Origin of the sequence: Micromonospora chokoriensis (assembly GCF_000718555.1) — a bacterium.
In the GTDB taxonomy this organism is placed as follows: domain Bacteria; phylum Actinomycetota; class Actinomycetes; order Mycobacteriales; family Micromonosporaceae; genus Micromonospora; species Micromonospora chokoriensis_B.
Window position 1 is genome coordinate 721063 of record NZ_JOAN01000001.1, and the last position, 25892, is coordinate 746954.

General features: G+C 71.8%; 23 protein-coding genes. 12 read left to right on the forward strand and 11 right to left on the reverse strand.

Annotation, left to right across the window (positions count from 1 at the left end; genetic code table 11):
• Window positions 1-37: 37 nt before the first annotated feature.
• The gene (locus IF46_RS0103400) at window positions 38-1465 is read right to left on the reverse strand and encodes a UDP-glucose dehydrogenase family protein (protein WP_030486778.1); all 1428 of its coding nucleotides are present in this window, start codon (window positions 1463-1465) and stop codon (window positions 38-40) included.
• A 250-nt stretch (window positions 1466-1715) separates the two neighbouring features.
• Here IF46_RS0103400 and IF46_RS0103405 point away from each other — a divergent pair, with 250 nt between their 5' ends.
• Complete coding sequence (locus IF46_RS0103405; RefSeq protein ID WP_030486779.1) at window positions 1716-2882, forward strand: acyl-CoA dehydrogenase family protein; 1167 nt, start codon at window positions 1716-1718, stop codon at window positions 2880-2882.
• A gap of 44 nt (window positions 2883-2926) precedes the next feature.
• Here IF46_RS0103405 and IF46_RS0103410 read toward each other — a convergent pair whose 3' ends face one another.
• Genes IF46_RS0103410 through IF46_RS0103430 form a run of 5 tightly spaced genes read right to left on the reverse strand, consistent with a single transcriptional unit; the run spans window position 2927 to window position 7089 of the window.
• On the reverse strand, window positions 2927-3541 hold the full coding sequence (locus IF46_RS0103410; RefSeq protein WP_051723590.1) for a hypothetical protein: 615 nt from the start codon (window positions 3539-3541) through the stop codon (window positions 2927-2929).
• A complete protein-coding gene (locus tag IF46_RS0103415) occupies window positions 3538-4926 on the reverse strand; it encodes an ABC transporter permease (protein ID WP_051723591.1) in 1389 nt (462 codons plus the stop codon). Before IF46_RS0103415 ends, IF46_RS0103410 begins: the two co-directional genes overlap by 4 nt.
• Window positions 4923-5723 carry an ABC transporter ATP-binding protein gene (locus IF46_RS0103420; RefSeq protein WP_157562545.1) on the reverse strand — a complete coding sequence of 267 codons (801 nt, stop codon included), beginning with the start codon at window positions 5721-5723 and terminating at the stop codon, window positions 4923-4925. The genes IF46_RS0103415 and IF46_RS0103420 overlap by 4 nt, the downstream gene beginning before the upstream one ends.
• The gene (locus IF46_RS0103425; protein ID WP_198041334.1) at window positions 5723-6541 is read right to left on the reverse strand and encodes a zf-HC2 domain-containing protein; all 819 of its coding nucleotides are present in this window, start codon (window positions 6539-6541) and stop codon (window positions 5723-5725) included. Before IF46_RS0103425 ends, IF46_RS0103420 begins: the two co-directional genes overlap by 1 nt.
• The gene (locus tag IF46_RS0103430) at window positions 6538-7089 is read right to left on the reverse strand and encodes an RNA polymerase sigma factor (RefSeq protein ID WP_051723592.1); all 552 of its coding nucleotides are present in this window, start codon (window positions 7087-7089) and stop codon (window positions 6538-6540) included. The genes IF46_RS0103425 and IF46_RS0103430 overlap by 4 nt, the downstream gene beginning before the upstream one ends.
• Before the next feature lie 256 nt (window positions 7090-7345).
• On the opposite strand from IF46_RS0103430, the gene IF46_RS0103435 reads away from it, so the two are divergent.
• Window positions 7346-8638: a multidrug effflux MFS transporter gene (locus IF46_RS0103435; RefSeq protein WP_030486785.1), complete on the forward strand. Its 1293-nt coding sequence runs from the start codon at window positions 7346-7348 to the stop codon at window positions 8636-8638.
• 62 nt (window positions 8639-8700) lie between these two features.
• Here the strand turns inward: IF46_RS0103435 and IF46_RS0103440 are convergent, their stop codons facing one another.
• Entirely contained in the window at window positions 8701-9372 is a 672-nt protein-coding gene (locus tag IF46_RS0103440) for a hypothetical protein (protein WP_030486786.1), read from the reverse strand.
• A gap of 23 nt (window positions 9373-9395) precedes the next feature.
• On the opposite strand from IF46_RS0103440, the gene IF46_RS0103445 reads away from it, so the two are divergent.
• Together IF46_RS0103445 and IF46_RS0103450 are read left to right on the forward strand one after the other, a co-directional pair.
• Window positions 9396-9914, forward strand: coding sequence for an acyl-CoA thioesterase (locus IF46_RS0103445; RefSeq protein ID WP_030486787.1), 519 nt, complete (start codon window positions 9396-9398; stop codon window positions 9912-9914).
• A gap of 143 nt (window positions 9915-10057) precedes the next feature.
• The gene (locus tag IF46_RS0103450; protein ID WP_030486788.1) at window positions 10058-12091 is read left to right on the forward strand and encodes an acetoacetate--CoA ligase; all 2034 of its coding nucleotides are present in this window, start codon (window positions 10058-10060) and stop codon (window positions 12089-12091) included.
• Between the two features lie 31 nt (window positions 12092-12122).
• Here the strand turns inward: IF46_RS0103450 and IF46_RS0103455 are convergent, their stop codons facing one another.
• The gene (locus IF46_RS0103455; protein ID WP_030486789.1) at window positions 12123-12812 is read right to left on the reverse strand and encodes a TIGR03089 family protein; all 690 of its coding nucleotides are present in this window, start codon (window positions 12810-12812) and stop codon (window positions 12123-12125) included.
• Window positions 12813-12966: 154 nt separating this feature from the next.
• Here IF46_RS0103455 and IF46_RS0103460 point away from each other — a divergent pair, with 154 nt between their 5' ends.
• Entirely contained in the window at window positions 12967-14112 is a 1146-nt protein-coding gene (locus tag IF46_RS0103460; RefSeq protein ID WP_030486790.1) for a glycosyltransferase family 4 protein, read from the forward strand.
• A gap of 63 nt (window positions 14113-14175) precedes the next feature.
• Complete coding sequence (locus IF46_RS0103465; RefSeq protein ID WP_030486791.1) at window positions 14176-15267, forward strand: mannose-1-phosphate guanylyltransferase; 1092 nt, start codon at window positions 14176-14178, stop codon at window positions 15265-15267.
• On the opposite strand, the gene IF46_RS0103470 is transcribed toward IF46_RS0103465, so the two are convergent.
• Complete coding sequence (locus tag IF46_RS0103470) at window positions 15236-15841, reverse strand: NUDIX hydrolase (RefSeq protein ID WP_420063544.1); 606 nt, start codon at window positions 15839-15841, stop codon at window positions 15236-15238. The two genes, IF46_RS0103465 and IF46_RS0103470, sit on opposite strands and share 32 nt — an antisense overlap.
• A gap of 39 nt (window positions 15842-15880) precedes the next feature.
• Between IF46_RS0103470 and IF46_RS0103475 the strand changes: the two genes are divergently transcribed.
• Together IF46_RS0103475 and IF46_RS0103480 are read left to right on the forward strand one after the other, a co-directional pair.
• Window positions 15881-16915: a hypothetical protein gene (locus IF46_RS0103475; RefSeq protein WP_030486793.1), complete on the forward strand. Its 1035-nt coding sequence runs from the start codon at window positions 15881-15883 to the stop codon at window positions 16913-16915.
• A 277-nt stretch (window positions 16916-17192) separates the two neighbouring features.
• Window positions 17193-18191, forward strand: a complete 999-nt coding sequence (locus IF46_RS0103480; protein WP_030486794.1) for an ArsR/SmtB family transcription factor — start codon at window positions 17193-17195, stop codon at window positions 18189-18191.
• A gap of 16 nt (window positions 18192-18207) precedes the next feature.
• On the opposite strand, the gene IF46_RS0103485 is transcribed toward IF46_RS0103480, so the two are convergent.
• Both IF46_RS0103485 and cofD read right to left on the reverse strand, forming a co-directional pair.
• Window positions 18208-19293: a coenzyme F420-0:L-glutamate ligase gene (locus tag IF46_RS0103485; RefSeq protein ID WP_030486795.1), complete on the reverse strand. Its 1086-nt coding sequence runs from the start codon at window positions 19291-19293 to the stop codon at window positions 18208-18210.
• Window positions 19290-20237 (reverse strand): 2-phospho-L-lactate transferase, encoded by a 948-nt coding sequence (cofD, locus tag IF46_RS0103490; protein ID WP_030486796.1) that lies wholly within the window; start codon window positions 20235-20237, stop codon window positions 19290-19292. Before cofD ends, IF46_RS0103485 begins: the two co-directional genes overlap by 4 nt.
• A gap of 99 nt (window positions 20238-20336) precedes the next feature.
• On the opposite strand from cofD, the gene IF46_RS0103495 reads away from it, so the two are divergent.
• The 4 genes from IF46_RS0103495 (at window position 20337) to IF46_RS0103510 (ending at window position 25888) form a co-directional block, all read left to right on the forward strand.
• The gene (locus tag IF46_RS0103495) at window positions 20337-21296 is read left to right on the forward strand and encodes a hypothetical protein (protein WP_030486797.1); all 960 of its coding nucleotides are present in this window, start codon (window positions 20337-20339) and stop codon (window positions 21294-21296) included.
• A 162-nt stretch (window positions 21297-21458) separates the two neighbouring features.
• Window positions 21459-24002, forward strand: coding sequence for a bifunctional FO biosynthesis protein CofGH (locus IF46_RS0103500; RefSeq protein ID WP_030486798.1), 2544 nt, complete (start codon window positions 21459-21461; stop codon window positions 24000-24002).
• A 161-nt stretch (window positions 24003-24163) separates the two neighbouring features.
• Complete coding sequence (locus IF46_RS0103505) at window positions 24164-24442, forward strand: hypothetical protein (protein ID WP_030486799.1); 279 nt, start codon at window positions 24164-24166, stop codon at window positions 24440-24442.
• A gap of 51 nt (window positions 24443-24493) precedes the next feature.
• Window positions 24494-25888 carry a DUF4331 domain-containing protein gene (locus IF46_RS0103510; RefSeq protein ID WP_030486800.1) on the forward strand — a complete coding sequence of 465 codons (1395 nt, stop codon included), beginning with the start codon at window positions 24494-24496 and terminating at the stop codon, window positions 25886-25888.
• The last annotated feature ends 4 nt before the right edge of the window (window positions 25889-25892 follow it).

Genomic DNA, 25892 nt, shown 5'->3' on the forward strand with positions numbered 1-25892 from the left:
CAGATGCTCGATGACCGGCCGGTGGGCGTCGAATTCGTCAGGGGCGACCCATGCCCCGGTACTCCCAGCCCGCCTGGGTCCACAGTGCCGGGTCCAGGCAGTTGCGGCCGTCGACGACCTTGCGGCCGTTGACCAGCTCGCCGAGGGCGACCGGGTCGGCGTTGCGGAAGTCGGCCCACTCGGTGAGGACGCAGACCAGGTCGGCGCCGCTGACCGCCTCGTTGATGCCGCTCTCGTAGGTCAGCTCGGGGACCGCGCGGCGGGCGTTCTCGGTGCCCTGCGGGTCGTACACGTGCACGTCGGCGCCGGCCTTGTGCAGCAGCGCGGCGACGGCGAGCGCCGGGGCGTCGCGGACGTCGTCGGTGTTGGGCTTGAAGGTGGCGCCGAGCACGGCGATCCGAGTGCCGGAGAAGTCCGGGCCGGCCGGGCCGGAGCGGCGGCCGAGCAGGTCCGCGGCGAGCTGGAGCACCCGGGTGCGCCGACGCAGGTTGATCAGGTCGACCTCGTGCAGGAAGCGCAGCGCCTCACCGGCGCCCAGCTCCTGCGCGCGGGCCTGGAAGGCCCGGATGTCCTTGGGCAGGCAGGCGCCGCCGAAGCCGAGGCCGGCCTGGAGGAACCGGTTGCCGATCCGCGGGTCGTAGCCGATCGCGCGGGCCAGCTGGGTCACATCGCCACCGGAGGCCTCGCAGACCTCGGCCATCGCGTTGATGAAGGAGATCTTGGTGGCGAGGAAGGCGTTCGCGGCGACCTTGACCAGCTCGGCGGTGGAGAAGTCGGTGACCACCAGGGGCACCTCGCGGTCCTCCGTGGCGGCCAGGTCGAAGACGCCCTTGTGCGCGGCGTAGAGCATGCCGTTGGCCCACTCGCTCTTGACGCCGACCACGATCCGGTTGGGCCGCAGGACGTCGTCGACGGCGAAGCCCTCCTGGAGGAACTCGGGGCTCCACGCCACCTCGACGTCCAGGTCGTTGGGGGTGTGCTTGCCGACGAGCTGCTCGACCCACTCGGCGGTGCCGACCGGCACGGTGGACTTGCCGACGATCAACGCCTTGCGGGTCAGGTGCTGCGCGAGGCTGGTGACCGACGCCTCGACGTACGACAGGTCGGCGCCCATGCCGTCGGCCCGCTGCGGGGTGCCGACGCAGATGAAGTGCACGTCACCGAAGTCGGCGGTCTCGGCGATGTCGGTGCTGAACCGGAGGCGGCCGGCGGCGAGGTTGCGCCGGAGCAGCTCGTCCAGGCCGGGCTCGTGGATCGGCACCTGACCGGCGTTGAGCATTGCGATCTTGTCGGCGTCGACGTCGAACCCGAGTACCTCGTACCCCAGTTCCGCGTAGCAGATGGCGTACGTCGCACCGAGGTAGCCGGTCCCAAGGAACGTCACCCGCGGCCGGGGTGCGCCCGAGGGCGGGGTCACCGCGGCGATCGCGGGGGTCGGCTGGATGGTGGGGTAGGGGATCGTCACGCCTGTCTTCTCCGCTCGCACTGGCGTCGCGTCGTCGCGGCGCATTCTGCTGCGGCGCCTGGGCGGGGCACCGGAGGGTGGCTCACTGTCTCGGTCTCCATCATCGCCCAGCGCGTGAGGTGCACCATCCTGCCCATACCTACGCGCCGGTAACATCACCTGAACTGCAGTCGCTAGTCTTCAGTCTGCGCGGTCGGCGGTCAGGAGTCGTCACAGACTGCGCATGATAGCGGTGAAGGGGAGGGCCGAGATGGCCGCAGGGGAGTCGTTCGACGTCTACCGGTTGCCCGAGGAGCACCAGGCGATCCGGGAGGCGGTGCGTGCGGTCTGCGCCGCCAAGGTGGCTCCGCACGCCGCCGAGGCCGATGAGACCGGGGAATTCCCGAAGGCGTCCTACGACGCGCTGCGGGCGGCCGACTTCCACGCGCCGCACATCCCCGAGGAGTACGGCGGCGCGGGCGCTGACGCGCTGGCCACCGCCATCGTGATCGAGGAAGTGGCCCGTGCCTGCGCGTCCTCTTCGCTGATCCCGGCGGTGAACAAGCTCGGCACGATGCCGCTGCTGTTGTCCGGATCCGCCGAGATCAAGAGTCGTTACCTGCCGCCGGTCGCGGCCGGCGACGCGATGTTCTCGTACTGCCTCTCCGAGCCGGAGGCGGGCAGCGACGCGGCGTCGATGACCACCAGAGCCGTACGTGACGCAGATCACTGGGTGCTCAACGGGGTGAAGCGCTGGATCACGAACGCCGGAGTGTCCGAGTTCTACACCGTCTTCGCCGTCACCGACCCGTCCGCCCGGTCCCGGGGCATCTCCGCCTTCGTGGTCGAGAAGTCCGATCCAGGGGTCAGCTTCGGTGCGCCGGAGAAGAAGCTCGGCATCAAGGGCTCGCCCACCCGCGAGGTCTACCTCGACAACGTACGGATCCCGGCCGACCGGATGATCGGCGCGGAGGGCACCGGCTTCGCCACCGCGATGAAGACCCTGGACCACACCCGGGTCACCATTGCCGCGCAGGCCGTCGGGATCGCGCAGGGCGCGCTCGACTACGCCAAGGGGTACGTGGCCGAGCGTCGGCAGTTCGGCAAGGCGGTCGCCGAGTTCCAGGGGATCCAGTTCATGCTCGCCGACATGGGCATGAAGCTGGAGGCGGCCCGGCAGCTCACGTACGCGGCAGCCGGCAAGTCCGAGCGCGGCGACGCGGATCTCACCTACTTCGGCGCGGCGGCGAAGTGCTTCGCCTCGGACGCCGCCATGGAGATCACCACGGACGCGGTGCAGTTGCTCGGTGGTTACGGCTACACCCGCGACTACCCGGTCGAGCGGATGATGCGGGACGCCAAGATCACCCAGATCTACGAGGGCACCAACCAGGTGCAGCGGATCGTCATGGCCCGGCAGTTGCTGGCCGACGTCTAGGACGGGTTCCGGTGCTCCGGGATCCCGGAGCACCGGAACGTCCGTCACCGATCGGGGCCGGTCTCGCTCACCGGCCGCACGGGGCAACCCCGCAGGGCGTACGCGAGCAGCCCGGTCACGGCCAGGATGACGGCACAGACGGTGGCGGCGGTGGTCCCGGCGGGTTGGATCAACCAGCCGGCAACCTGCATCTTCAGATCCCCGCTTGGCCCCATCATCGGCAGTACCGCGATGAGGGTCCAGGTCATCGGGGCGATCCAGGCCAGGGCGGCACCCAGCACCGTGGCGCCGAGCGCGGTGAGCCCGAGTAGCCCGGCGGTGTTGCGCAGCACGAGGGCGAACGGCTCGTAGCGCGTGTCGGTGATCGTGCTGAGGGACAACAGCGCGGTGATCACCCCGGCGGCGAGCAGCAGGTGCCCGGCGCGGCGTACCGGCCAGTTGACCGCCATGGTGTGGTCGAGGGCGTCGTCGGCACCGTTGAGGGTGGTGCCGACCGCGACCGCCGCCAGCATGATGGCGAGGCTGGCCGTCCGGGCGCTGATGGTCGTCGAGTCGGTGTAGGCCAGCGACAGCGCCCACATCAGCACGATCAGAGCGGTCACGGTGGCCAGGGCGAGGGGGACGCGGCGCGAGCGCAGGTGCAGCTGGAGCCACCTCACGGCTGGTCCGCCGGCAGGATCGACACCAGCTCGTCGTCCCGGCAGGCCAGTGCGCCCTCGCGGGCCGCTCCCATCCGACGTTGCTGCTCGGCCTCCGGAAGGCTCACCAGCGCCTGGTACGCGCTCTGCAGCCGTGCCATCTCCGTGGGATGCCAGCCGGACTGCGGGGCGGGTGGGCGACCAATCAGCCAGGCGGCGGCGACCATCCGGGCCCGGTACACCTCGCCGCTGATCGACTGCTCGGCGCACTCCTGCTGCCAGGCAGCCTCCAGCAGGGACGGCAGGAAGTAGTCGCCGGACAGGTCGGCGTGCCCGCCGCGGTCGATCGTGGGAGTCTCGAAGACGATCGTGTCGGGGGAGTGCCGGGCCGGTGCCGTGTGCGGGTCCAGCCGCGCCCAGTAGTCGACCTGTCGGGTCTCCACCGCCCGGGCGGGTGCGTTGGGCAGCTTCGCCGCCATCATGGCGAGCGCCTGGCGGGCGGGGCCGACGACGTCGGGCAGCAGCGCCGCGTGCGCCCGCGTCACGCAGACCTGCGGGCCGTCGTCGTCGCAGACCAGCTCGATGGCGACCGGGTCGACGACCGCCGCCCCGCGGGCTCCGCCGACGGGCAGGAGCGGTAGGGCGACCGCGACGCCGAGCACCGCCGGGAGCAGGGCGAACGCGATGGCGCGGCGACGGCCCGCGCCGAGCAGCAGCAGGCCGGTCGCGGCCAGGGACACCAGCCACAGCGCCTGGAGCAGGCTGACCGACGTCGCGACCGTCTGGAAGTCGTCCAGGCCGGTGAAGGTCGGTACGAGTAGCACCGCTGCCGGTTCCGGCCGGAAGTACGTGAGATCCGTGCTCATCGCGGGCGACGTGACGAACTCCGGAACCAACCCCACCAGGACGAAACCGACCACGGCGAGGATCGGTGCGGTGATCACCCGGGGCACGGCCCGGCCGGCGGCCATGCCCAGCCAACCCGCGGCGATCAGCGCCAGCACGCCGACCGCGGTGACCGCGATCGTCGCGCTCGGGAAGTATCCCGACGTCGGCACCACCCATCCGGCCGCGATGAGGAAGACCAAGAGGTACGCGGTCACCACCGAGACCGCGAGAGCGCTGGCGCTCGGGATGACGCGCTGCCACCGCGGCCGGACGGTGCTGGCGAACAACTCGTTGACGCGGTAGCGCGCGTCGCGCTGCCCCATCCACGCCCCACCGGCCAGCGCGAGCGGCAGCAGCACCATCAGCATGGACCGGCCTATCACCGCCAGCTGCATCCACCGCCCCGCGAAGAACTGGGTGGACGACAGCAGCAGCGCTGCGCCGGTCACCAGCAACAACAGGGCGGTGCCCAGCGCCGCCGAACGGCGCAGCTCGATGCGCAGGATGCGTCCCGTCATGCCGACACCCGCCCACGGTAGGCGCGCAGCAGCGACGAGTAGCCGCGTTCGGTGGCGCTGTCGCCGGCGTCGCCGGCCCCGCCCTGCTCGGTCAACTGCCCGGTGGTGCCCTGCCACACCAACCGGCCCTCACTGATCAGCACCACGTCGGAGCAGGCCACCGCGACGTCCTCGACCAGGTGAGTGGAGACGAGTATGCAGCTGTCCAGGCCGATCTCCCGCAACAACTCGCGGAAGTCGAGGCGCTGCTCCGGGTCCAGGCCGACCGTCGGCTCGTCGAGCAGCAGCACCGCCGGGTCGTTGACGATCGCCTGGGCGATGCCGGCGCGGCGCAGCATTCCGCCGGAGAGCGTCTTCATCCGGGAGTCGGCGCGGTCGGTCAGGCCCACCCGTTCGACGGCCCGCTGCACCGCGCCGGGGATGGCTGCCTTCGGCATCTCCTTGAGCCAGGCGATGTACTCGACGAACTCCCGGACCGTGAAGCGCGGGTAGAAGCCGAAGTGCTGCGGCAGGTAGCCCAGGCCGCGGCGCACCTGACGGAGGTCGGCGTTGCCGGTGACCTCGCCGCCGAGCAGGGTCAGCCGCCCACCGGCCGGCTTCAGCACCGTGGCCAGGGCTCGCATCAACGTCGTCTTTCCGGCGCCGTTGGGGCCGAGCAGCCCGTGCACACCGGTGCCCAACCTCAGGTCGAGCTCGTTGACCGCGAGGTGTCGGCCGGCTCGGACCTGCAACTTCTCGGTGTGCACCGCCCACGGATAGGTGGACGGCGCGGTCTCCGCCACGCTGACCGTACGCATCATGATCTCTCCATTCGGCCCTGGCTCGATGTCGTGTTCAGAAGGTGCGGCCGTCGTCGGGCTTGCATGAGCACGACGGCCGTCAACGCCACGGTGGTGAGCGCCCACCCGGGCAGGCTGTTGCCGGTGAGGATCGCCGGGAGTCGTCCGTCGGCGAGGCTCGGCGCGACGACGCCGGCGCACCAGGTGAGCGCCAACGCGAGCGCGGCGCGGTCGACCCCCACCACCGTGCCCAGCGCCAACGTGCCGGCGGTGAAGCCCAGGACTGGCAGCAACCAGAGCCCGGGGGAGTGCCCGGTGACCCAGCCCGCCACCGCCAGCACCGGCATGACCGCCGACAGCACCCCCAGCGTGCGGCGCATCAGCAGCGGTAAGCCGGTGCGGGGCATGGTGGCCGTCAGTTCCCAGGCCGGGTCGACACGCCGGCTCCAGACCGCTGCCACCGGCAGCAGCGGCGCCACCGGCGCGACAAGCAGCACCAGCGACGGCAGACTGTCGAAGGTCCACTCGAACAGGGCTGCGGCAAGCATCAGCCCGGTGGCGGTGACCAGCCAGGGCAGGACCCGTGCGGCGACCCCGGTGCGTCGCAGCCGGTGGCGGCGTACCGGAGCAGGGCCGGCGGCGATTCCGCTGGCGATCCCGTCCGCAACCCGGTCCAGCAGGTTCTGCGTACCCGGGTCGACGGCGTCGGCCAGCACCGCTCGGCAGGCCGCGCAGGTCTCCAGGTGCGCCTCGACCGCCCAGATGGTCGTGTCGTCGACGACGGCACCACCGGAGGCGTACCGGGAGATGAGGGCGGGTGTCGGGTGAGTGGTCATGACAGCGCCTCCCGGAGGGCGATTCGGGCCCGTCGGGCCCGGGTCTTCACGGTCCCCTCCGGCATGCCGAGCAGCAGTGCGGTCTCCCGCGCGGTCAACCCGTCGAGGACCATCGCGCGCAGCACCTGACGCAGCTCCGCCGGCAGCGCGTGCAGGGCCTGCTCCAGGTTGGCGTCCATCCCGTCGGCCAACGCCTCGTCCTCGGCCGCCGGTGCCACGGTCTCGAAGGTCTGCACCGACGGGATCCGCTCCCGTCGGGCCCGGTGGCGGAACGCGTCGATCAGCCGGTGCGCGGCGATCGTCCACAGCCAGCCCACCGCGCTGCCGGAGGTGGAAGACTGCGCCTGGCTGCCGGCCGACCGCCAGACCGCCAGGTACGTCTCCTGCAGCACCTCGGCCACCACGTCCTCGTCGGCGCAGCGCCGGCGCAGTCGCGCGGTCAGCCAGGGTGCGGTACGCCGGTACAACGCGTCGAACGCGCGCCGATCGCCCCGAGCGACGCGGCGAAGGAGTTCACCCTCGTCGAGCCCGTCCAGACTTCGTTTCACACCAGGCAAGACGACACGTACCTCGGCTCTGGTTCTGACTCCACTGTGACTTCGGTCACATGTTGCCTGGCCAGCCGAGGCTGCGTGACTCCCCACACAACGGGAACGTCACACGCCGCCGAGGTGTTGCCGAGCGAGAGGATCACCCTCGGATGATCGCCCGCACCCGGCCACCCCCGCCACGACCCCCTGCCTCGTCACGTTCACGCTGCGCCGCCGCTCGTGACGACGCACCAGCTTCCGCAGAGAGATCGAGATGATGAAGCAGTTGGTGGAGAAGACCGGCCCCGATGATGCCGTCGCGCCAGAGGTGCTGCCCGGCGACCTGATGACCAACCGCCAGCGGGCGCAACTCGTCCTCGTGCTGGGTGCCCTGATCGCGATCGGGCCGTTGACCATCGACATGTACCTGCCCGCGCTGCCCGCCATCACGGCGGGCCTGCAGACCACCGAGACCGCGGTGCAGTTGACGCTGACCGGCACGCTCGTCGGCCTCGCGTTGGGCCAGTTGCTGATCGGCCCGCTCTCCGACGTGGTCGGGCGGCGGATGCCGCTGCTGGCTGGGCTGGCCGCGCACATCGTGGCATCCGTGCTGTGCGTCTTCGCGCCTAACATCGAGGTGCTCGGCGGGTTGCGCGTACTCCAGGGGCTCGGCGTCGCGGCCGCCACCGTGGTCGCGACGGCCGTGGTCCGCGACCTGTTCAGCGGTGCCTCCTTCGCCCGGATCTTCTCCCGGCTGATGCTCGTCATGGGCCTGGCGCCCATCCTCGCGCCGACCCTGGGCAGCGGCCTGCTGAGCTGGACCGAGTGGCGGGGCGTCTTCGCGGCGTTGGCGGTGCTGGGCGTGCTGCTGATCGTCGTGGCCGCGTTCCGGCTCCCGGAGACCCTTCCGGTGGCGCGTCGGCGACACGGTGGAGTGAGCGCCACCCTGCGCGACTACCGGGGGTTGCTCAACGACCGGGCGTTCGTCGGCCTGGTGTTGGTCGCCGGGCTGGCGATGGCGGCCCTGTTCGCGTACGTCTCGGGTTCGTCGTTCGTGCTCCAGCAGGAGTACGGCCTCGACGAGCAGCAGTTCGGCATCGCCTTCGGGGCCGGCGCGGTGGGTCTGATCGCGGCCACCCAGTTCAACGTGCGGCTGCTGCGCCGCTACACCCCGCAGCAGATCCTGGTCAGCGCCCTGATCGCCGGAACGGTGGCCGGCCTGCTGCTGGTCATGTTCGCGGCGACCGGAGTCGGTGGCCTGGGCACCCTGCTCGCGTCACTGTGGCTGGTCCTGGCCGCCGCAGGCCTCGCCCTGCCGAACGCTCCGGCGCTGGCCATGAGCCGGCACAGCGAGGCCGCTGGCACTGCCGCGGCGCTGCTCGGCGCGGTGCAGTTCGGCATCGGTGCGCTGTCGGCACCACTGGCCGGTCTGTTCGGCACCGGGAGCGTGCCGATGGCGATCGTCATCGCGGGCGGCATGGCCGCCGCGCTTATCGTCATGCTCCTCGTCGTCCCCCGTGCCCGCCTCGGCACCGTCGACCCGGAGCTCGCGGTCGCGCTGCACTAGTGACCTGGCGGTCACTGGTGCAGGAGAGAGAGGGCGGGCCGGTCACCCGGCCCGCCCGACGATCAGTGGTTCTCTTTGGTGTCCTCGGGACGCGGCTGACCGCGCGGTGGGGCGGACCAGGGCGATTCGCCACCCACCCGGCGGGGCAGCGGTTCGGTAGGTGTCGAGTCGGCTGGGTAACCCAGAGTGAGGGGTGCGGTGTCGCGCTCCGCAGGCGCGGTGGACGGCCAGTCGGTCAACGTGAAGTCGTCGTTGCGTGGGCCTCCGTCCGACGCGGGGGTGGTCGCGGGGGCCGAAACGGGCGTCGGGATCGGCCACTGCCGCCAACGCTGCTGGCTGAAGGTCGCCATCAGCAGCAGCAGGCCGACCAGGAAGAGCGTGCCGTTCTCCACGGGCAGCCGCAGCGGCAGCGGATCGCCGAACACCTTCCACTCGTGCGGGATCGCGTCCCGCACCGCGAAGGGTGCCACGAACATCCCGATGTACGGGGTGACCAGCAGCGCCCCGGCCGCCAGCGGGCCCAGCGGCGAGAAGCGCAGCGTGCCGAGCACGCCCAGCAGGATCCCGCCGACGCCGAGGTACACGGCCGGCTCGATCAGGTTGGCGGTGTTGAATGTGCCGATCTCCACCCAGCGGTCGACCGTCCGGCTCGACCCGTCCTGCCCCAGTGTGACGAGCACCCAGGTGATGGGCGCCACCACCAGCCCGGCGAGGAAGCTCCAGAGATGTCGCATCCGCGCACCGTACCGTTTTCGACATGACTGAGCACCTCTCCGCCGCTCCGAACGGCAAGCCGACGTCGTACTCGCGCGTCACTCTGAGCAAGATCATGACCGCGGTGGACGTGAACCTCTACGGCACCGTGCACGGCGGGGTTCTGATGAAGTTCGTCGACGACGTGGCCGGGGCCGCCGCCGCCCGACACAGCGGTGGCACCGCGGTGACCGCCGCGATCGACGAGATCGTCTTCTCCGAGGCGGTCCGGGTCGGTGACCTCGTGCACGCGCACGCCCAGGTGAACTGGACCGGTCAGACCTCAATGGAGGTGGGCGTGCGGGTGGTCGCCGAGCGGTGGGACTCGGCCGAGGACCTGCCGGTCCGGGTGGCCACCGCGTACCTGGTCTTCGTCGGCGTGGACGTGGGTGGGGCGCCGCGGACGGTCCGCCCGGTGCTGCCGGAGACGGCCGAGGACGAGCGCCGGTACAAGGAGGCGGAGATCCGCCGAGCGCACCGTCTCGCCCGCCGCCGCGCCATCCAGGCCCACCGCGCCGGCTGACCCACATGAGGTGGCGGGGTGGAGTGTGGGCCGGGCACGCGTCGGCTGGCGTACCCGGTGCGCAGAATGGCGCTTCGAGGTAGGGCAAGATGGCGCCACGGCCCAGTCACAGTGTCGTGTCGGGCCAGGGGGAGGGTAGAGCAGTGGGTGACATGCTGTGGGCGCCGCCGGCGGACGTACGTGAGCGGACCCGAATCGGCGCCTACCTGCGCTGGCTGCGGGAGCACCGCGGGCTGGACTTCGCCGACTACGACGCGCTGTGGCGCTGGTCCACCACCGACCTGGACGGGTTCTGGCGCTCGATCTGGGACCACTTCGAGGTGATCGCGCACACCCCGCCAACCGCCACCCTGGCCGAGCGGGGGATGCCCGGCGCCCGCTGGTTCCCCGGGGCCACGCTCAACTACGCCCAGAACGTGCTGCGGATGCCGGGGCGGGTCGACGACGACCCGGTGGTGATCTCACACGGGCAGACCCGAGCGCCGGTCACGCTGACCGCCGGGGAGCTGCGCGAGCAGGTCCGCCGGGTGTCGGCCGGGCTGCGCCGGCTCGGCGTCACCGCCGGTGACCGGGTGGCGGCGTACGCCCCGAACATCGCTGAGACGTACGTCCTGCTGCTGGCCACCGCGAGCCTCGGCGCGATCTTCTCGTCCTGCGCGCCCGAGTTCGGCACCCGCAGTGTCACCGACCGCTGGCAGCAGATCGAACCGACCGTGCTGGTCGCCGTCGACGGCTACCGGTACGGCGACAAGCCGGTGGACCGGCGCGCCGAGGTCGCCGCGATCCGGGCTGCCCTGCCGTCGCTGCGGCACACCGTCAGCATCGCGTACCTGGGCTCGGAGGGTGTGGCCGAGCACGGCCCGGCCTCCGCGTCTGCGGACGGCGCGTTGAGCTGGGCCGAGTTGGCCGCGCCCACCGACGAGCCGTTGACGTTCACGCCGGTGCCGTTCGACCACCCGCTCTACGTGCTCTACTCCTCGGGCACCACCGGGCTGCCCAAGCCGATCGTGCACGGTCACGGCGGCATCCTGCTGGAGCATCTGAAGATGCTCGCCCTGCACCACGACCTGGGCCCGGCCGACCGGTTCTTCTGGTTCACCACCACCGGCTGGATGATGTGGAACTTCCTGGTCTCCGGCCCGGCGGTGGGCGCGACCATCGTGCTCTTCGACGGCAACCCAGGGGTGCGGGCGGAGCCCGGCCGGCCGGCCGAGCCTGACCTCGGTGGGCTGTGGCGGTTGGCGGCGGAGACCGGCACCACCTACTTCGGCACCTCCGCGCCGTACCTGTTGGCCTGCCGCAAGGCCGGGCTGGTCCCCCGCGACGTCGCCGACCTGTCGGCGCTGCGGGGTGTGGGTTCCACAGGTGCGCCGCTGCCCGCCGAGGGCTTCCGCTGGGTGTACGAGACGGTCGGCGACCAGCTCCAACTTCAGTCGCTCTCCGGTGGCACCGACGTGTGCACCGGTTTCGTCGGCGGCGTGCCGCTGCTGCCCGTGTACGCCGGTGAGATCGCCTGCCGGGCGTTGGGCGCCAAGGTGGAGGCCCGCTCCGCCGACGGCACCCCGGTCATCGGCGAACTGGGCGAGCTGGTGATCACCGAACCGATGCCGAGCATGCCGGTGGGCTTCTGGAACGATCCGGACGGCACCCGCTACGCCGAGGCCTACTTCGGTGTCTACCCGGGCGTGTGGCGGCACGGTGACTGGATCACCATCAACGAGCGGGGTGGCTGTGTGATCACCGGACGCTCCGACGCCACGCTCAACCGTGGTGGGGTACGCCTCGGCACCGCCGAGTTCTACTCAGTGGTCGAAGGGCTCGACGAGGTGCTCGACTCGGTCGTCGTCCACCTGGAGGACGACGAGGGTGGCGCCGGGGAGCTGCTGCTCTTCGTGGTGCTGGCCGAGGGCCTGGAGTTGGACGACCCGATGCGCACGAAGATCTGCCGGGAACTGCGCACGTCGCTCTCACCCCGGCACGTGCCCGACGAGATCCATCAGGTGCGTTCGGTGCCCCGCACCCTCTCGGCGAAGAAGCTGGAGGTGCCGGTCAAGAAGATCCTGACCGGCACTCCGATCGATCAGGCCGCGGCCAAGGGCGCACTGGCCAACCCCGAGTCCCTAACGGCCTTCGCCGCCCTGGCCCAACGCCGATCCCCGAACAAAACCCCTGCCTAACCGGGGCGGTGCGGGGGGACGGGCGGCGGGGTTACTGGAGGGTTTGGGTGACCTTTTCGGTGGCTTGGCGGCTGGCCACCTTCGTTGAGTCGAGGTTGGCGCAGAGGACGACGGTGGCGGCCCGGGTCAGCGGGGCCAGCAGCCAGTCGACCGGGTCTGGGTATTGGGTGGCGTCGATAAGGACCCGGGCGCCGGGAAGAATGCCCAGCTCGGTGGCGCGGGCCTCGGCGCGGGCCAGCAGCTGCGCGTCGGTGGGGCCCGGACCGGGTTGCGGCGTGAAGTGGTCGCCGTGTCCGCGTACCTCGACGACGTAGTCGGCGAACCCGGGCGGCACCTGCCGTAGCGGGGCGGCCAGCGGGGCCAGCCCGAGGGCGTACCGCTCGTCGGCGGGCCAGGACTGCGCCTCGTCTAGTTGGTCGGCGGCGGCGAAGAGCACCTCCACGTCGCCGGGGGTGTCGACGACGCTCAGCTTCGCCGACCAGCAGCCCAGCAACACCGCAGCGGTCTGCCAGTGCGGTGGCAGCAGCACGCCGGCCGAGGTGCCCGGCGCGAGGCCGACCTCGTCGACGAGAAGGTTGGCGGTCTTCGCCGCCCAGTTCGCCAATGTGGTGCCGGAGAGTTCGGTGCGGTCGCCGGTGGCGTCGTCGTACCAGGTGAGCAGCGGTTGGGTCGGGTCGGTCGCGATCGCGTCGGCGAACACCCGGGCAATGTTGTCGGCCATCGGCGCGAACGATACGCCCCTGCGGGCCGTACTCCATGACGATGACAAGTCGGCGTACCGTCGGGTCGCAGTCAGCGTCGGCCCCGGGCCCCGGCGTAGGCTTGACCCCCGGAGTGTTGTTCCCCACAGACCCGCCAGTACAAGGAGTCGCCCCGTGACCGCCGGTCGCCCGCCCCGCGTGCTCATCGACGCCACGAGTGTCCCCACCGACCGTGGTGGTGTCGGTCGATACGTCGATGGTCTGCTCGGTGCCCTCGGCAAGGTGTGCGGGTCGGGGGTGGAGCTGGCAGTGGTCAGCCTCCGCACCGACCTGGAGCGTTACACCCGGATGCTGCCCGGCGCGGAGATCATCCCCGCCCCGGCCGCCGTGGCGCACCGCCCGGCCCGGCTCGCCTGGGAGCAGACCGGCCTGCCGCTGCTCGCCCAGCAGGTGGGCGCACACGTGCTGCACTCGCCCTTCTACACCTGCCCGCTGCGGGCCGGGTGCCCGGTCACGGTCACCGTGCACGACGCGACGTTCTTCACCGAGCCGGAGCACTACGACAAGTCGCGCCGCACGTTCTTCCGCAGCGCCATCAAGACCTCGCTGCGCCGCGCCAACCGGGTGATCGTGCCCAGCAAGGCCACCCGCGACGAGCTGATCCGGCTGCTCGACGCCGACCCGACGCGGATCGATGTGGCCTACCACGGCGTCGACCAGGCGGCCTTCCACGCCCCCACCGAGGAGGAGAAGGCCCGCGTACGCGCCCGGCTGGGGCTGGGCAACAGCAGCTACGTCGCCTTCCTCGGCGCCAAGGAGCCGCGCAAGAACGTGCCGAACCTGATCCGTGGGTGGGCGCGGGCGGTGGCTGACCGGGTCGACCCTCCGGCCCTGGTTATCGCCGGTGGGCAGGGGCACGACGAGGACATCGACCGGGCGGTGGCCGAGGTGCCGTCGCACCTGCGGCTGCTGCGTCCCGGCTATCTGCGCTACGGCGACCTGCCAGGTTTCCTCGGTGGCGCCCTGGTCGCCGCCTACCCGTCCTATGGCGAGGGGTTCGGGCTGCCGATCCTGGAGGCGATGGCGTGTGCCGCCCCGGTGCTGACCACGCCCCGGCTCTCGCTGCCCGAGGTGGGTGGCGACGCGGTCGCGTACACCTCGGAGGACCCGGAGCAGATCGGCACGGACCTGGCCGCGCTGCTCGACGACGAGCAGCGACGGTTGTCGCTGGCGAAGGCGGGGTTCGACCGGGCCAAGGAGTTCACCTGGGAGTCCAGCGCCGAGGTGCATATCGCCGCGTGGAGTCGGGCTCGTTCCTGACCCTGCGTGCCGCTGGCGGTGACCCGTGCCACTGGGGGCAGGCACGTCGGGCATGATGTGCGGATGCTCTATGCGGTCATTCCGGCAGGTGGCAGTGGCACAAGGTTGTGGCCGTTGTCCCGCGCCGGCCATCCCAAGTTCCTCCACCCGCTGACCGGCACCAGCGCGTCGCTACTCCAGGCGACCGTGGAACGGCTCGCGCCGCTGACCACACCGGAGCGCACCCTTGTGGTCACCGGTGCCGCGCACGTCGCGGCGGTGGCTCGGCAACTGGCCGGTCTGCCGGAGGAGAACATCCTGGTCGAGCCCTCGCCACGCGATTCCTGCGCGGCGATCGCGTTGGCCGCCGCGGTGATCGCGACCCGCGACCCGGACGCGGTGATGGGCAGCTTCGCGGCCGACCACCTGATCCGTGACCCGGACAGCTGGGTCCGCACGGTCCAGCAGGCGGTCCGTGGGGCCGAGCAGGGCATGCTGATGACCGTTGGGATCACCCCGACCCGGGCGGAGACCGGCTACGGCTACCTGGAGACCGGCGACCCGACCGAGGGCGTGCCGTGGCGGCCGGTGGCCGAGTTCAAGGAGAAGCCGGCCGTCGAGGTCGCCGAGGCGTACGTCCGTTCGGGCCGGCACCTGTGGAACGCGAGCATGTTCGTGTGGCGGGTGGACGTCTTCCTCGCCGAGCTGGCCCGCCAGCAGCCGGCGCTGCACGCCGGCGTCGCCGCGATCGCCGCCGCCTGGGGCACCCCGGAGCAGGACGAGGTCCTGGGCGCGATCTGGCCCACCCTGCCGAAGATCTCCGTCGACTACGCGGTGATGGAGGGCGCGGCCACGGCGGGTCGAGTCGCGACGGTGCCCGGCGACTTCGGCTGGAACGACGTCGGTGACTTCCACACCCTGGGCGACGTGCTGCCCGCCGACGACGCGGGCAACGTGGTGCTCGGCACGGATGCCAAGCCAGGCGTGCTGCTGCGCGACAGCGCCAACCTCGTGGTCGTGCCGCAGTCGGGTCGGTTGGTGGCCGTCCTCGGTCTGCGCGACCTGATCGTGGTGGATACCCCGGACGCGGTGCTGGTCTGCCCGCGCGACCGGGCACAGGACGTCAAGGCCCTGGTCGACGAGCTCAAGGAGCGAGGCGAAGAGGGCTACGTCTGAGGGCTGCGAGGGCCGGTGCGACAAGTTGCGCGGTCCCGCCGGCCAGCGGCTCGGGTAGCTGGTCCGGTGGGAACCAGCCCAGCTCCTCGGACTCGTCGCTGACCTGTTCCACCGCTGCGGGCGGGGCGAGCACGGCGAAGCGGACGTCGTAATGACGGGAGCCGCCCTGGCAGAGCACCTCGTGCACGTCGATGTCGATCGGCACCGGGTCGATGCGCAGGCCGGCGATGCCGGACTCCTCGGTGGCCTCGCGTAGCGCGGCGCCGACCAGGGTCTGGTCGACAGGCTCGCAGTGCCCGCCGAGCTGCACCCAACACCCGAACTTGCCGTGCAGGCAGAGCAGCACCCGGGAGCCGGTGGCGTCCAGCACCAGCGCGCTGGCCGTCACGTGCCCGGGGACGTGCTCCCGGGTCATCGCGACCGGCCCGACGGCGAGCAGTGCGAGGGCCTTCTCCCGCGCGCTGGCGGCATTCGGGCTGGTGGGCTGCCAGCCCTCAAGTAGCGCGGTGGCGTCGGCGTGCAGCGCCGCGTACGCCTCGGGGTCGGTCGGTCTGGTGGTCACGGTGTCAGGCACCCCGCCACTGTACGAGCGTGTGCTCCGTACGCTGGTCCGGTGACCTTGCAACTCGTCGAATTCGTGGTGGCTGGTAACGAGGCCAGCGATCTGCTGCCGGTGCGGTCGGCGGCGCTGCTGCGCGCGTACGGTGCCCGGCGGGGCTTCTGGACGGTGCTGGACGAGGGGCCGGTGGAGCGCTGCCTCGCGTTGCTGTTGGAGCGGGACGACGGCGAGTGGACGGCCGAGCACGTGTGGGCGGATGCCGGCGCGGAGAACGGGCGGACCGAGGATGGTGAGGCGCTCGCCCACCACGACGGCTGGGTGTACGTCTTCGGCTCGCACTTCGGCTCGAAGGCTGGCCCGCTGCGACCTCGGCGTGCCTTCGTGGCCCGGTTCCGCGAGGACGACGCGGTGGCCGGGCCGGTGCCGGTGCACGTGGTGCGCAACTCGTTCCGGCTGCACCGGGCGGTGAACGACGCGCTCGCCGCGTCGCCGCTGACCCTCCTGCCGACGGGGGAGCGGGTGCGGGCCCGGTTCATCGTGGAGACGTTGGCGCGGGGGACCGTCCGGGAGAAGAGCTGGGTGAGCCGGCTGGCCCCGGGTGACCTGCCGTTGAACGTGGAGGCGGCGACCTTCACCCCGGCCGGGACGGTGCTGCTCGGGCTGCGCTTCCCGGTCACCGACGCCGGAGAGCCGATCCTGGTCGAGGTGGCCGACGTGCCGGGCATGTTCATGGCCGAGCCGGCGTGGCCGCGAGCGTTGGGCGCGTACGTGTTGACCGGGGTCACCCCGCCGGGGCAGCTGACCGGCTTCCGCGCGATCACCCCGACGTCCGACGGCGGGTACGCGGCCGTGATCGGCTCGATCGACGCGCTGGGCAAGGGGTCGGTCCTGCTCGACGACCATCCGGGCGGGGGCGACGTCACCTCCCGGCACGTCCGCTTCCGGTTTCCCGGTGACGAGCCCTGGCTCGCCGGGGAGGTGGTGGCGGATCTGGCGCCGTTTCACCACGTCGAGGGGCTGGCCGAGTGGGACGGGCGAACGTTCTATGTCACCGACGAGGACCACCGGGTCGCACTCTGGGTCGGCTGAGCCGGTGCGAGGGGTGGGATGACCGGACGGCACCTCTGCGGAGCAAGGGCCGCAGACCCTCGTGGTGCCGTCCGATCTTTGGGGCCTCCCCGGTCCCGGTGCCCCGGCACCGGGCGTCCAGGACGCGCGGCACCGTGTTCGGGCATGGGAAGCATGCCGAACCGGCCCCGAAGGCGTCGAGGTTTTTCAGTCCAGGCTTAAAGATGGAGATTACTGCCGGCCAGGTAGAGTCGAACGGTCATCCGGCATCCCCCTGTCGGCGACACGGGAGCGCTCCATGCTGAAGATCCACTTTTCTGGGGAGGACGTCCTCCGGACGCGGGTGGCGCCGGCGGCGGACCCGGTCTGGGAGCTGGTCCTCAGCCTGCACGTGCTGCAGGGCCGCACCCGTGATCCGCTGACGGCCAACTGGCGGCGCAGCGTGGCCCGGGACCTGCGCCAGGACTCCGCCTCCGAGCAGCTCCGCCTGCTCTTCGCGTTGAACCCGCCGCGTGGCTACTTCCCCGACTTCCTTACCCCGTACGCCAGCGTCGACGGCTTCGAGGCCGGGCTGGACGCGCTTCGCCGTACCCCGGCCGAGCTGCTGCACCGGGACCTGAGCATGCTGGCCACCGAGAACCAGTTGCCCTCCTCGGCCGCCGCGCTGGCCCGGGGCGAGGCGGCGGCGCTGGCACACCTGGCCGAGTCGATGGAGCAGTACCGGTCGCTGGCGATCAGCCCGTACTGGGGTCGGATCCAGGCCGCGGTGGCGGCGGACCGCACCCGTCGGGCCCGGGCGCTGCTCGACGGCGGTGTCGAGGGCCTGCTCAACAGCCTCCGGCCGGCGATGCGCTGGGAGAGCGGGGTGCTGGAGGTCCGCAGCTACCCGCACAGCCGGGAGCTGCACCTGGACGGCCGTGGCCTGCTGCTCGTGCCGTCGTTCTTCTGCGCGGCCACCCCGGTCGCGCTGCTCGACCCGGCGTTGCCACCGGTGCTGGTCTACCCGGTGGACCGGCTGGGTGGGCTGGTGCCGGCCGATGCCGGCGCAGCGTCCGCATCGGGCGCTGCCCGCGACTCACTCGCCGCGCTGCTGGGCCGCACCAGGGCGGCGGTGTTGCAGGCCAGCGACGAGGGCTGCACCACCGGCGAGGTCGCCCGCAGGCTCAACATCTCCCCGGCGGCGGCGAGCCAGCACGCCACGGTGCTGCGCAACGCCGGCCTGCTGGTCAGCCACCGCGAACGCAACAGCGTGCTGCACACGTTGACCCCGCTGGGCCGGGCCATGCTGGACGCGTGACCCGGCCGGCCGTCTCTCAGAGGGCGAGCGCGGCGCTCGCCGGGCTGCCGGGGGGTGGCGGCAACAGGGTCGACCCGACGCCTTCGGCGGCCAGGGCGACGCGCAGTCGGTGCAGGTCGGCGCCGAAGCGAACCAGACCGAGCGGCTCGATGGGCGTCGGGGCCGAACCCAGCAGCAGGGCTGCGCCGGCCGGCCACCCAGGCATCTCGGCGACCAGACCGGCGCGTACCTCGGCTTCGTCGACCAGGGTGAAGACCGTGCCGGGGGCGACCACCCCGGCGACCGCGTCGATCGCCCGTCGTACCACGGTCAGGTCGGCCGGCGTCGGACCGGGACCATCGGTCAGGGTGGCGGCATCGGCGAGTCCGGCGGCACGGGCCTCGGCGGTACCGAGCGAGAACAGGTCCTGTGCCGCGTCGCGGATCAGCGCCCGCGCGCCAGTGGCGTCGTCCTGGTCGGTGGCGGGCAGGTAGCCCCGCACCACCGCGACGGGGACCTGATCGCACTTGCCCTTGATCAGCTCGCCGGCACCTGCCAGCTCGTCCACCACGGCCATCTGGGTCAACTGCAGTTCGTTGCCGTACGGGTCGACCTCGCCCCGGTGGTCGCGGATGGCCGGCATCCCGGCCACGCCGAGCGCCACGTCGGTGAGCCCGTTGCGCCAGGGACGGCCCATCGTGTCGCTGATGATCACGGCCAGGTCCAGGTCGTAGCGCTCTCGCAGCGCGTCGCGCAGAGCCCGCGCCGAGGCGTCCGGGTCGACCGGCAGCAACACCAGTTGGGTCTTGTCCACATTCGACGCGTCGATCCCGGCCGAGGCCATCACGAAGCCGTGATGGGTCTGCACGATCCGGGTCGCCCCGCGGCTGGCGACCACCCGGGCGGTCTCACCCGCCAGGACCTCGTCCCGGGCTGCCAACCGTTCCGGCCCGTCCGCCGGGACGTCGACCAGCCGGCCCTCCGCCTTGGAGACAATCTTGCTGGTCACCACCAGCACGTCGCCGTTGCGCAACCACGGCGCGGCGGTCGCGATAACCGCGGCCAGGTCGTCACCCTCGGTCACGTGGCCGATGCCGAGCACCGGCAGGATCTCCAGCCTCACGTCAACTCCACCGCGGCGCGGACCATGGCCGCCGTCGCCGCCTCGTCGGTCATCCGCAGCGGCACCGCGCGGACCGTCACCTCGGGCACCACCGTGCCCGCGTCCTCCTCGGCCACCAGCCAACCGTCGAGCAGCCCGCCGCTCGCCCGGCCGCCGTAGAGCCGACCCACCCCCGCCGCGCTGCACTCGACACCGAGCACAGCCAGGCAACGGTCGGCCATCCCACGGACCGGTGCGCCCCCGATGATCGGGGAGACGCCCACCACCGGCGCCGGGCCGTCCGCCACGGCCGCACGCAGCCCCGGTACGGCCAGCACCGGCGCGACGCTCACCACCGGGTTGCTCGGCGCGATCAGCACCAGGTCGGCCGAGGCGATCGCGTCCAGCACGCCGGGTGCCGGCTTCGCCGTCTCCGCGCCGACGAAAACGAAACGGTGGGTGAGGATGTCAGCCCGGTGCCGCACCCACCACTCCTGGAAGTGGATCGCCCGCTGCCCCTGCTCGTCCTCCACCACCGCATGGGTCTCCAACCGGTCGTCGGTGGCCGGCAACAGGCGCACCCCCGGCTCCCAGCGGGCGGCGAGCGCCTCGGTGACCGCGCTCAACGGGTAACCGCCGTTGAGCATGGTGCTGCGGACCAGGTGGGTGGCGATGTCCTTGTCGCCGAGGCCGAACCAGGTCGGTTGTGCCCCGTACGCGGCCAGCTCCTGCTTGACCGTCCAACTCTCGCCGACCCGACCCCAGCCCCGCTCCGGGTCGGCGCCCCCGCCGAGCGTGTACATGACGCTGTCCAGATCGGGGCAGATCTTCAACCCGTGTAACCACAGGTCGTCTCCGACGTTGACCACGGCGGTCACCTCCGCGCCGACGTCGCGGGCGTACGCCCGGACCCCGAGCAGGAACCGGGCGCCGCCGATGCCGCCGGCCAGAACCACGATGCGCATGTCGACCATCCTCGCGCACGTGACGCCTCCGATCCGTCGGCGGCCCTAGAGACTAGGCTCACGTGCGCACTGTCCGTTCATGCCCCGAGGGGGGACCTCGTGACCAGCCCCGCCGAGCCCGCGTCCTCCGACGCGACGCAGGCCCGCCAGCTGACCAAGCCGCTACGGGAGCTCGCCGCGCTCGCGCTGCTCGGCGCCAACGCCGTGTTCCTCTTCGTGGGCTTGCTCCGGTTCATCGCCCCGAACGGCTACGGCTCCTTCACCGACCGCGCGGGCAGTGCCTTCTTGGCGTTCATCGGGTTGGAGGCGGTGGGTCTTCCGCTGCTGGCCGTGCTGCTGGCCACGCACATCTCGCCGGTGCTGGCGAAGGCGAAGCTGATCACGCAGGTAGCTCTCATCGAGTACGCGGTCAGCGCCGTGTTCGGCACGCTGACCATGCTGATCTGGACGGTGGGCCGCCTGGCCGAGGCCGAGGTGCTCGACGCGCTGCTCGGTGTGCTCAGCCGGTTCGCCTGGATGGTGATCTTCGCGATCGCCGCCTGGGTGGTCTACACCATCTGGCGCGCCCACTACTACGTGCCGCGGCCGAAGCCCCAGCCCGGCGTCTACGGCCAGCCCCAGCCGGGTTGGCCGCAGCAGCCGGGCGGTTGGCCGACCCCGGGCCAGCCCGGTGGTCAGCCGCAGGGCGGTTGGCCCGCTCCCGGCCAGCCGGGCGGCTACCCGCCGGCAGCCCAGTACGGCCAGCCGTCGCCCCCGTTCCAGGCCCCGCAGTCGGCCCCGCCGTTCCCGCAGTCCGCGCCGCCGTTCCCGCAGTCGGCCCCGCCGCACCCGCAGTCGGCCCCGCCGTTCCCGGCCACCCCGCAGTCCGCGCCGCCGGTGAACCCCGCGCCACCGTCCCCGGCCGCGCCGCCGTTCGGGCAGCCGCCGTCGGCCGACCCCACCCAGGCCATCCCGCGCCAGTCCGCCGATCCGACCGAGGTCATCTCCCGCCCCGCCGACCCGGACACCGACCGCACCCAGCACATCAACCCCGACGACCACCCCAACCAGCCCCGCTGAGCCGGCTTCCGCAGAGGTTCCTCGATCACTTGATGCTCAGTAGTCGTCAGCGGGTCTGCTGAACTACTGAGCATCAAGTGATCATGAGTGCGGACGCGTGCACTTTCGCACGCGGGGGGCTGGGCTGGTGGGGCCGGTGCGGGTGGCGCATAGGGTGAGTGGATGGTTGATCGCACCCATCCCGTTCCGAGCGACGCGAGCGTGCGGCGGGCCCTGGGCCGGGCCGCGAGTGGGCGAGCGCTGGATGTCGACGAGGCGGCCGCGCTGCTGTCCGCTCGTGGAGACGCGCTCGACGAGTTGCTCCGGCTGGCCGGTGGGATTCGCGACGCTGGTCTGCGCGACGCCGGGCGGCCGGGTGTGGTCACGTACTCCAAGAAGGTCTTCATCCCGCTGACCCGGCTCTGTCGGGACCGCTGCCACTACTGCACCTTCGCCACCGTGCCGCACCGGCTACCGGCGCCGTTCCTGGACCGCGACGAGGTGCTCGCGATCGCTCGGGCCGGTGCCGCGCAGGGCTGCAAGGAAGCGCTGTTCACCCTGGGTGACCGCCCGGAGGAGCGCTGGCCGGCAGCCCGGACCTGGTTGGACGAACGCGGCTACGACTCGACCCTGGACTACCTGCGGGCCTGCGCGGTCGCGGTGCTGGAGGAGACCGGGCTGCTGCCGCACCTCAACCCCGGGGTGCTCTCCTGGTCGGAGCTGCAACGGCTCAAGCCGGTCGCGCCGAGCATGGGCATGATGTTGGAGACGACCGCGACTCGGCTCTGGTCCGAGCCGGGTGGCCCGCACTACGGCTCACCGGACAAGGAGCCGGCGGTGCGGCTGCGGGTGCTCGACGACGCGGGCCGGGTCGGGGTGCCGTTCACCACCGGCATCCTGATCGGCATCGGGGAGACCCCGGCGGAGCGGGTGGACGCGCTCTTCGCGATCCGCCGGGCCCACCGGGAGTACGGCCACCTCCAGGAGGTGATCGTGCAGAACTTCCGCGCCAAGCCGGACACGGCGATGCGCGGCATGCCGGACGCGGAGCTGCACGACCTGGCCGCCACGGTGGCGGTGGCCCGGCTGCTGCTCGGCCCGAAGGCCCGGATCCAGGCCCCGCCGAATCTCATCGCCGGCGAGTACGACCTGCTGCTTCGTGCCGGCATCGACGACTGGGGCGGCGTCTCCCCGCTCACCCCGGACCACGTCAACCCGGAGCGCCCCTGGCCGCAGATCGAGGAGTTGGCCCGGCACACCGCGCTGGCCGGGTTCACGCTGCGGGAGCGGTTGACGATCTACCCCGAGTACGTGCGGGCGGGCGACCCGTGGCTCGACCCACGGCTGCTGCCGCACGTGAACGCGTTGGCCGACCCGAGCACCGGCATGGCCGTGGAGTCGGCGCTGCCGCAGGGGCGACCGTGGCAGGAGCCGGAGGAGGTGTTCGGCGGGCGGGTCGACCTGCACGCCACCATTGACACCACCGGCCGCACCGACGACCGGCGCGGCGACTTCGACAGCGTCTACGGCGACTGGGCCGAGGTGGCCGGCAAGGTCACCCCGGAGGCGACCGCGCGCCGAGCCGGCGTACCCCCGGTGGCGGCCGGGACCGGTGCGGACCGTGACCTGGCGGCCGGGCTGCGGCTGGCCGCCGACGACCCGGCGGCGCTGCTCGACCCCCGGCACACCGACGTCGCGCTGGCGCTGTTCGGCGCGGACGGGCCGGCGCTCGACGAGTTGTGCCGCGTCGCCGACGACGTGCGCCGTGCGGCGGTCGGCGACGACGTCACCTACGTGGTCAACCGCAACATCAACTTCAGCAACGTCTGCTACGTGGGCTGCCGCTTCTGTGCCTTTGCCCAGCGTGAGCGGGACGCCGACGCGTACCGGCTCTCCGTCGAGCAGGTCGCCGACCGGGCCGAGCAGGCGTGGGCGGCCGGTGCCAGCGAGGTGTGCCTGCAGGGCGGCATCGACCCGAAGATGCCGGTCACCGGGTACGCCGACATCGTGCGCGCCATCAAGGCCCGGGTGCCCGAGATGCACGTGCACGCGTTCTCCCCGATGGAGATCGTCACCGCCGCCGCGAAGGCCGGCGTGCCGGTCCGTGAGTGGCTGATCCAGCTGCGCGAGGCCGGGCTGGACACCATCCCGGGCACCGCCGCCGAGATCCTCGACGACGACGTGCGCTGGGTGTTGACCAAGGGCAAACTCCCGGCCGCCGCCTGGGTCGAGGTGGTCAGCACTGCCCATGAGCTGGGCATCCGGTCCAGCTCCACGATGATGTACGGCCACGTCGACCACCCCGGGCAGTGGCTGGCGCACTTCCGGGTGCTGGCCGGGGTGCAGGACCGCACCGGCGGGTTCACCGAGTTCGTGGCGCTGCCGTTCGTGCACACCAACGCTCCGATCTATCTGGCGGGTATCGCCCGACCCGGGCCGACCTGGCGGGAGAACCGGGTGGTGCACGCCATGTCCCGGCTGCTGCTGCACGGCCGGATCGACAACATCCAGTGCTCCTGGGTGAAGCTGGGCGACGAGGGCACTGTCGCGATGCTCCAGGCTGGCTGCAACGACCTCGGCGGCACGCTGATGGAGGAGACCATCTCCCGGATGGCCGGCTCCGACAACGGGTCGGCGCGTACCGAGGAGCAGTTGCGGGCCATCGCGAAGGCCGCCGGTCGTCCGGCGCGTAAGCGAACGACTTCGTACGGTCACGCCCGGCCCTGACGTCGAACCTTTCCCCGCCACCGGCCGTACCACGCGGTGCCGGTGGCGGTCGCGGCGAAGACCGCCACCGGTGTCCCTCAGGGGCCCGGTGGCGTCGCGAGACGGCACCGGACCCGTCCGTCTCCGCGGGCGCGTTCGCGCCGCCGCCGGAAAGGTTGCCCATGACCAGTGATCAGCGGAAGCGGCAGTGGCCGCGACTGACCCGCAGGCAGACGTTGACCGCCGCGGCCAGCGCCACCCTCGGCGCCGCCGCGCTCACCGTGCCGGGCCTGTCGGCCGCGCAGAACGCCCCCGGCGCGGCCGGACGAGCCGACGAACCGATCGTCGTGCACCTGCGTGACGCCGCCTCCGGAACGATGGACGTCTTCGTCGGTGAGACGCGGATCGAGGTACGCGACCGCGGCCTGGCGGACCGGCTGCGGCGCGCCGCCCGGCGCTGACCCGACACCCCGCTCCGCCGTCCTGTCCCCGCCCAGTGAGGTTGGTCCGTCATGTCTTCCCACCGCGAGGCCCCGGAGATAGCCAAGGATCCGGTCGCCGACAGCTCCGACCTGTACGCGTTCGTCAGCCCCGACAAGCGCGACACGGTCACGTTGATCGCCAACTACGTGCCGTTGCAACTCCCCTCCGGGGGCCCGAACTTCTTCGAGTTCGGCGACGACGTGCGGTACGAGATCCATATCGACAACGACGGCGACGGTCGTCCGGATGTCACCTACCGGTTCGAATTCACCACCGAGATCACTAATCCGAACAGTTTTCTCTACAACACCGGTCCGATCGATTCGCTGGACAGCAAGAACTGGAACCGGCGGCAGTTCTACAGCCTGACCCGGGTGGCCGACGGCCGCGAGCACCGGTTGGCGCACAAGTTGCCCTGCCCGCCGTGCAATGTCGGCCCGCTCTCCACCCCGAAGTACGCCGACCTGGTGCGGCAGGCCACCTACTCGCTCTCCACCGGGGAGCGGGTCTTCGCTGGGCAGCGCGCCGACGGGTTCTTCGTCGACCTCGGGGCGATCTTCGACCTCGGCACGCTGCGGCCGTTCCAGCAGCTGCACGTCGCCGGGAAGAAGATCTTCAAGGCCGAGGGTGAGCCGGTCAACGCCACCGACCGGATGAACGTGCACAGCATCGCGTTGCAGGTGCCGCTGGAGCGGGTGCGTCGACGCGCCAACCGGTACGGCGTCGGCGACCGGTCATCGATCATCGGGGTGTGGACGTCGGCGTCGCGCCGGCAGGTGCGGGTGCTCGGTGACCGGGGTGCGGCGGACACCGCAACCGGCCCGTTCACCCAGGTCTCCCGGTTGGGCAATCCGTTGTTCAACGAGGTCATCGTGCCGATGTCCAAGAAGGATCTGTGGAACTCGCTGCCGCCGTCGGAGGACAAGCGGTTCGCGCAGTTCGTCGAGCAGCCGGAGCTGGCCGCGTTGCTGCCGGCGCTCTACCCGAACGTCTTCCCCAACCTGGACAAGCTCACCAAGGCGAAGAAGGCCCGCGCCGACCTGGTGGCGATCCTGCTCACCGGCGTGCCGGCCGGGCTGATCGACGGCTTCACCAACGCCACCGGCGATGTGCAGGCCGACATGCTGCGGTTGAACACCGCGATCCCGCCGAGTCGGCGTCCGGACCGCTTCGGGGTGCTCGGCGGCGACCTGGCCGGGTTCCCGAACGGGCGGCGGGTCGGCGACGACGTGGTCAGCATCGCGTTGCGGGCGATCGCCGGGCTGACCGTCCCGCTTGTGGACAAGACGTTCCGACCGGACGCGGCGGCCGCCGCGCTCACCCCGGGGTTGAGCGCCGCCGATGTGACCGCGCCGTTCCTCGGAAACTTCCCCTACCTGGGTACGCCGTACGACGGGTTCAACAACCCGCCGGCGGCGTCCTGATCAG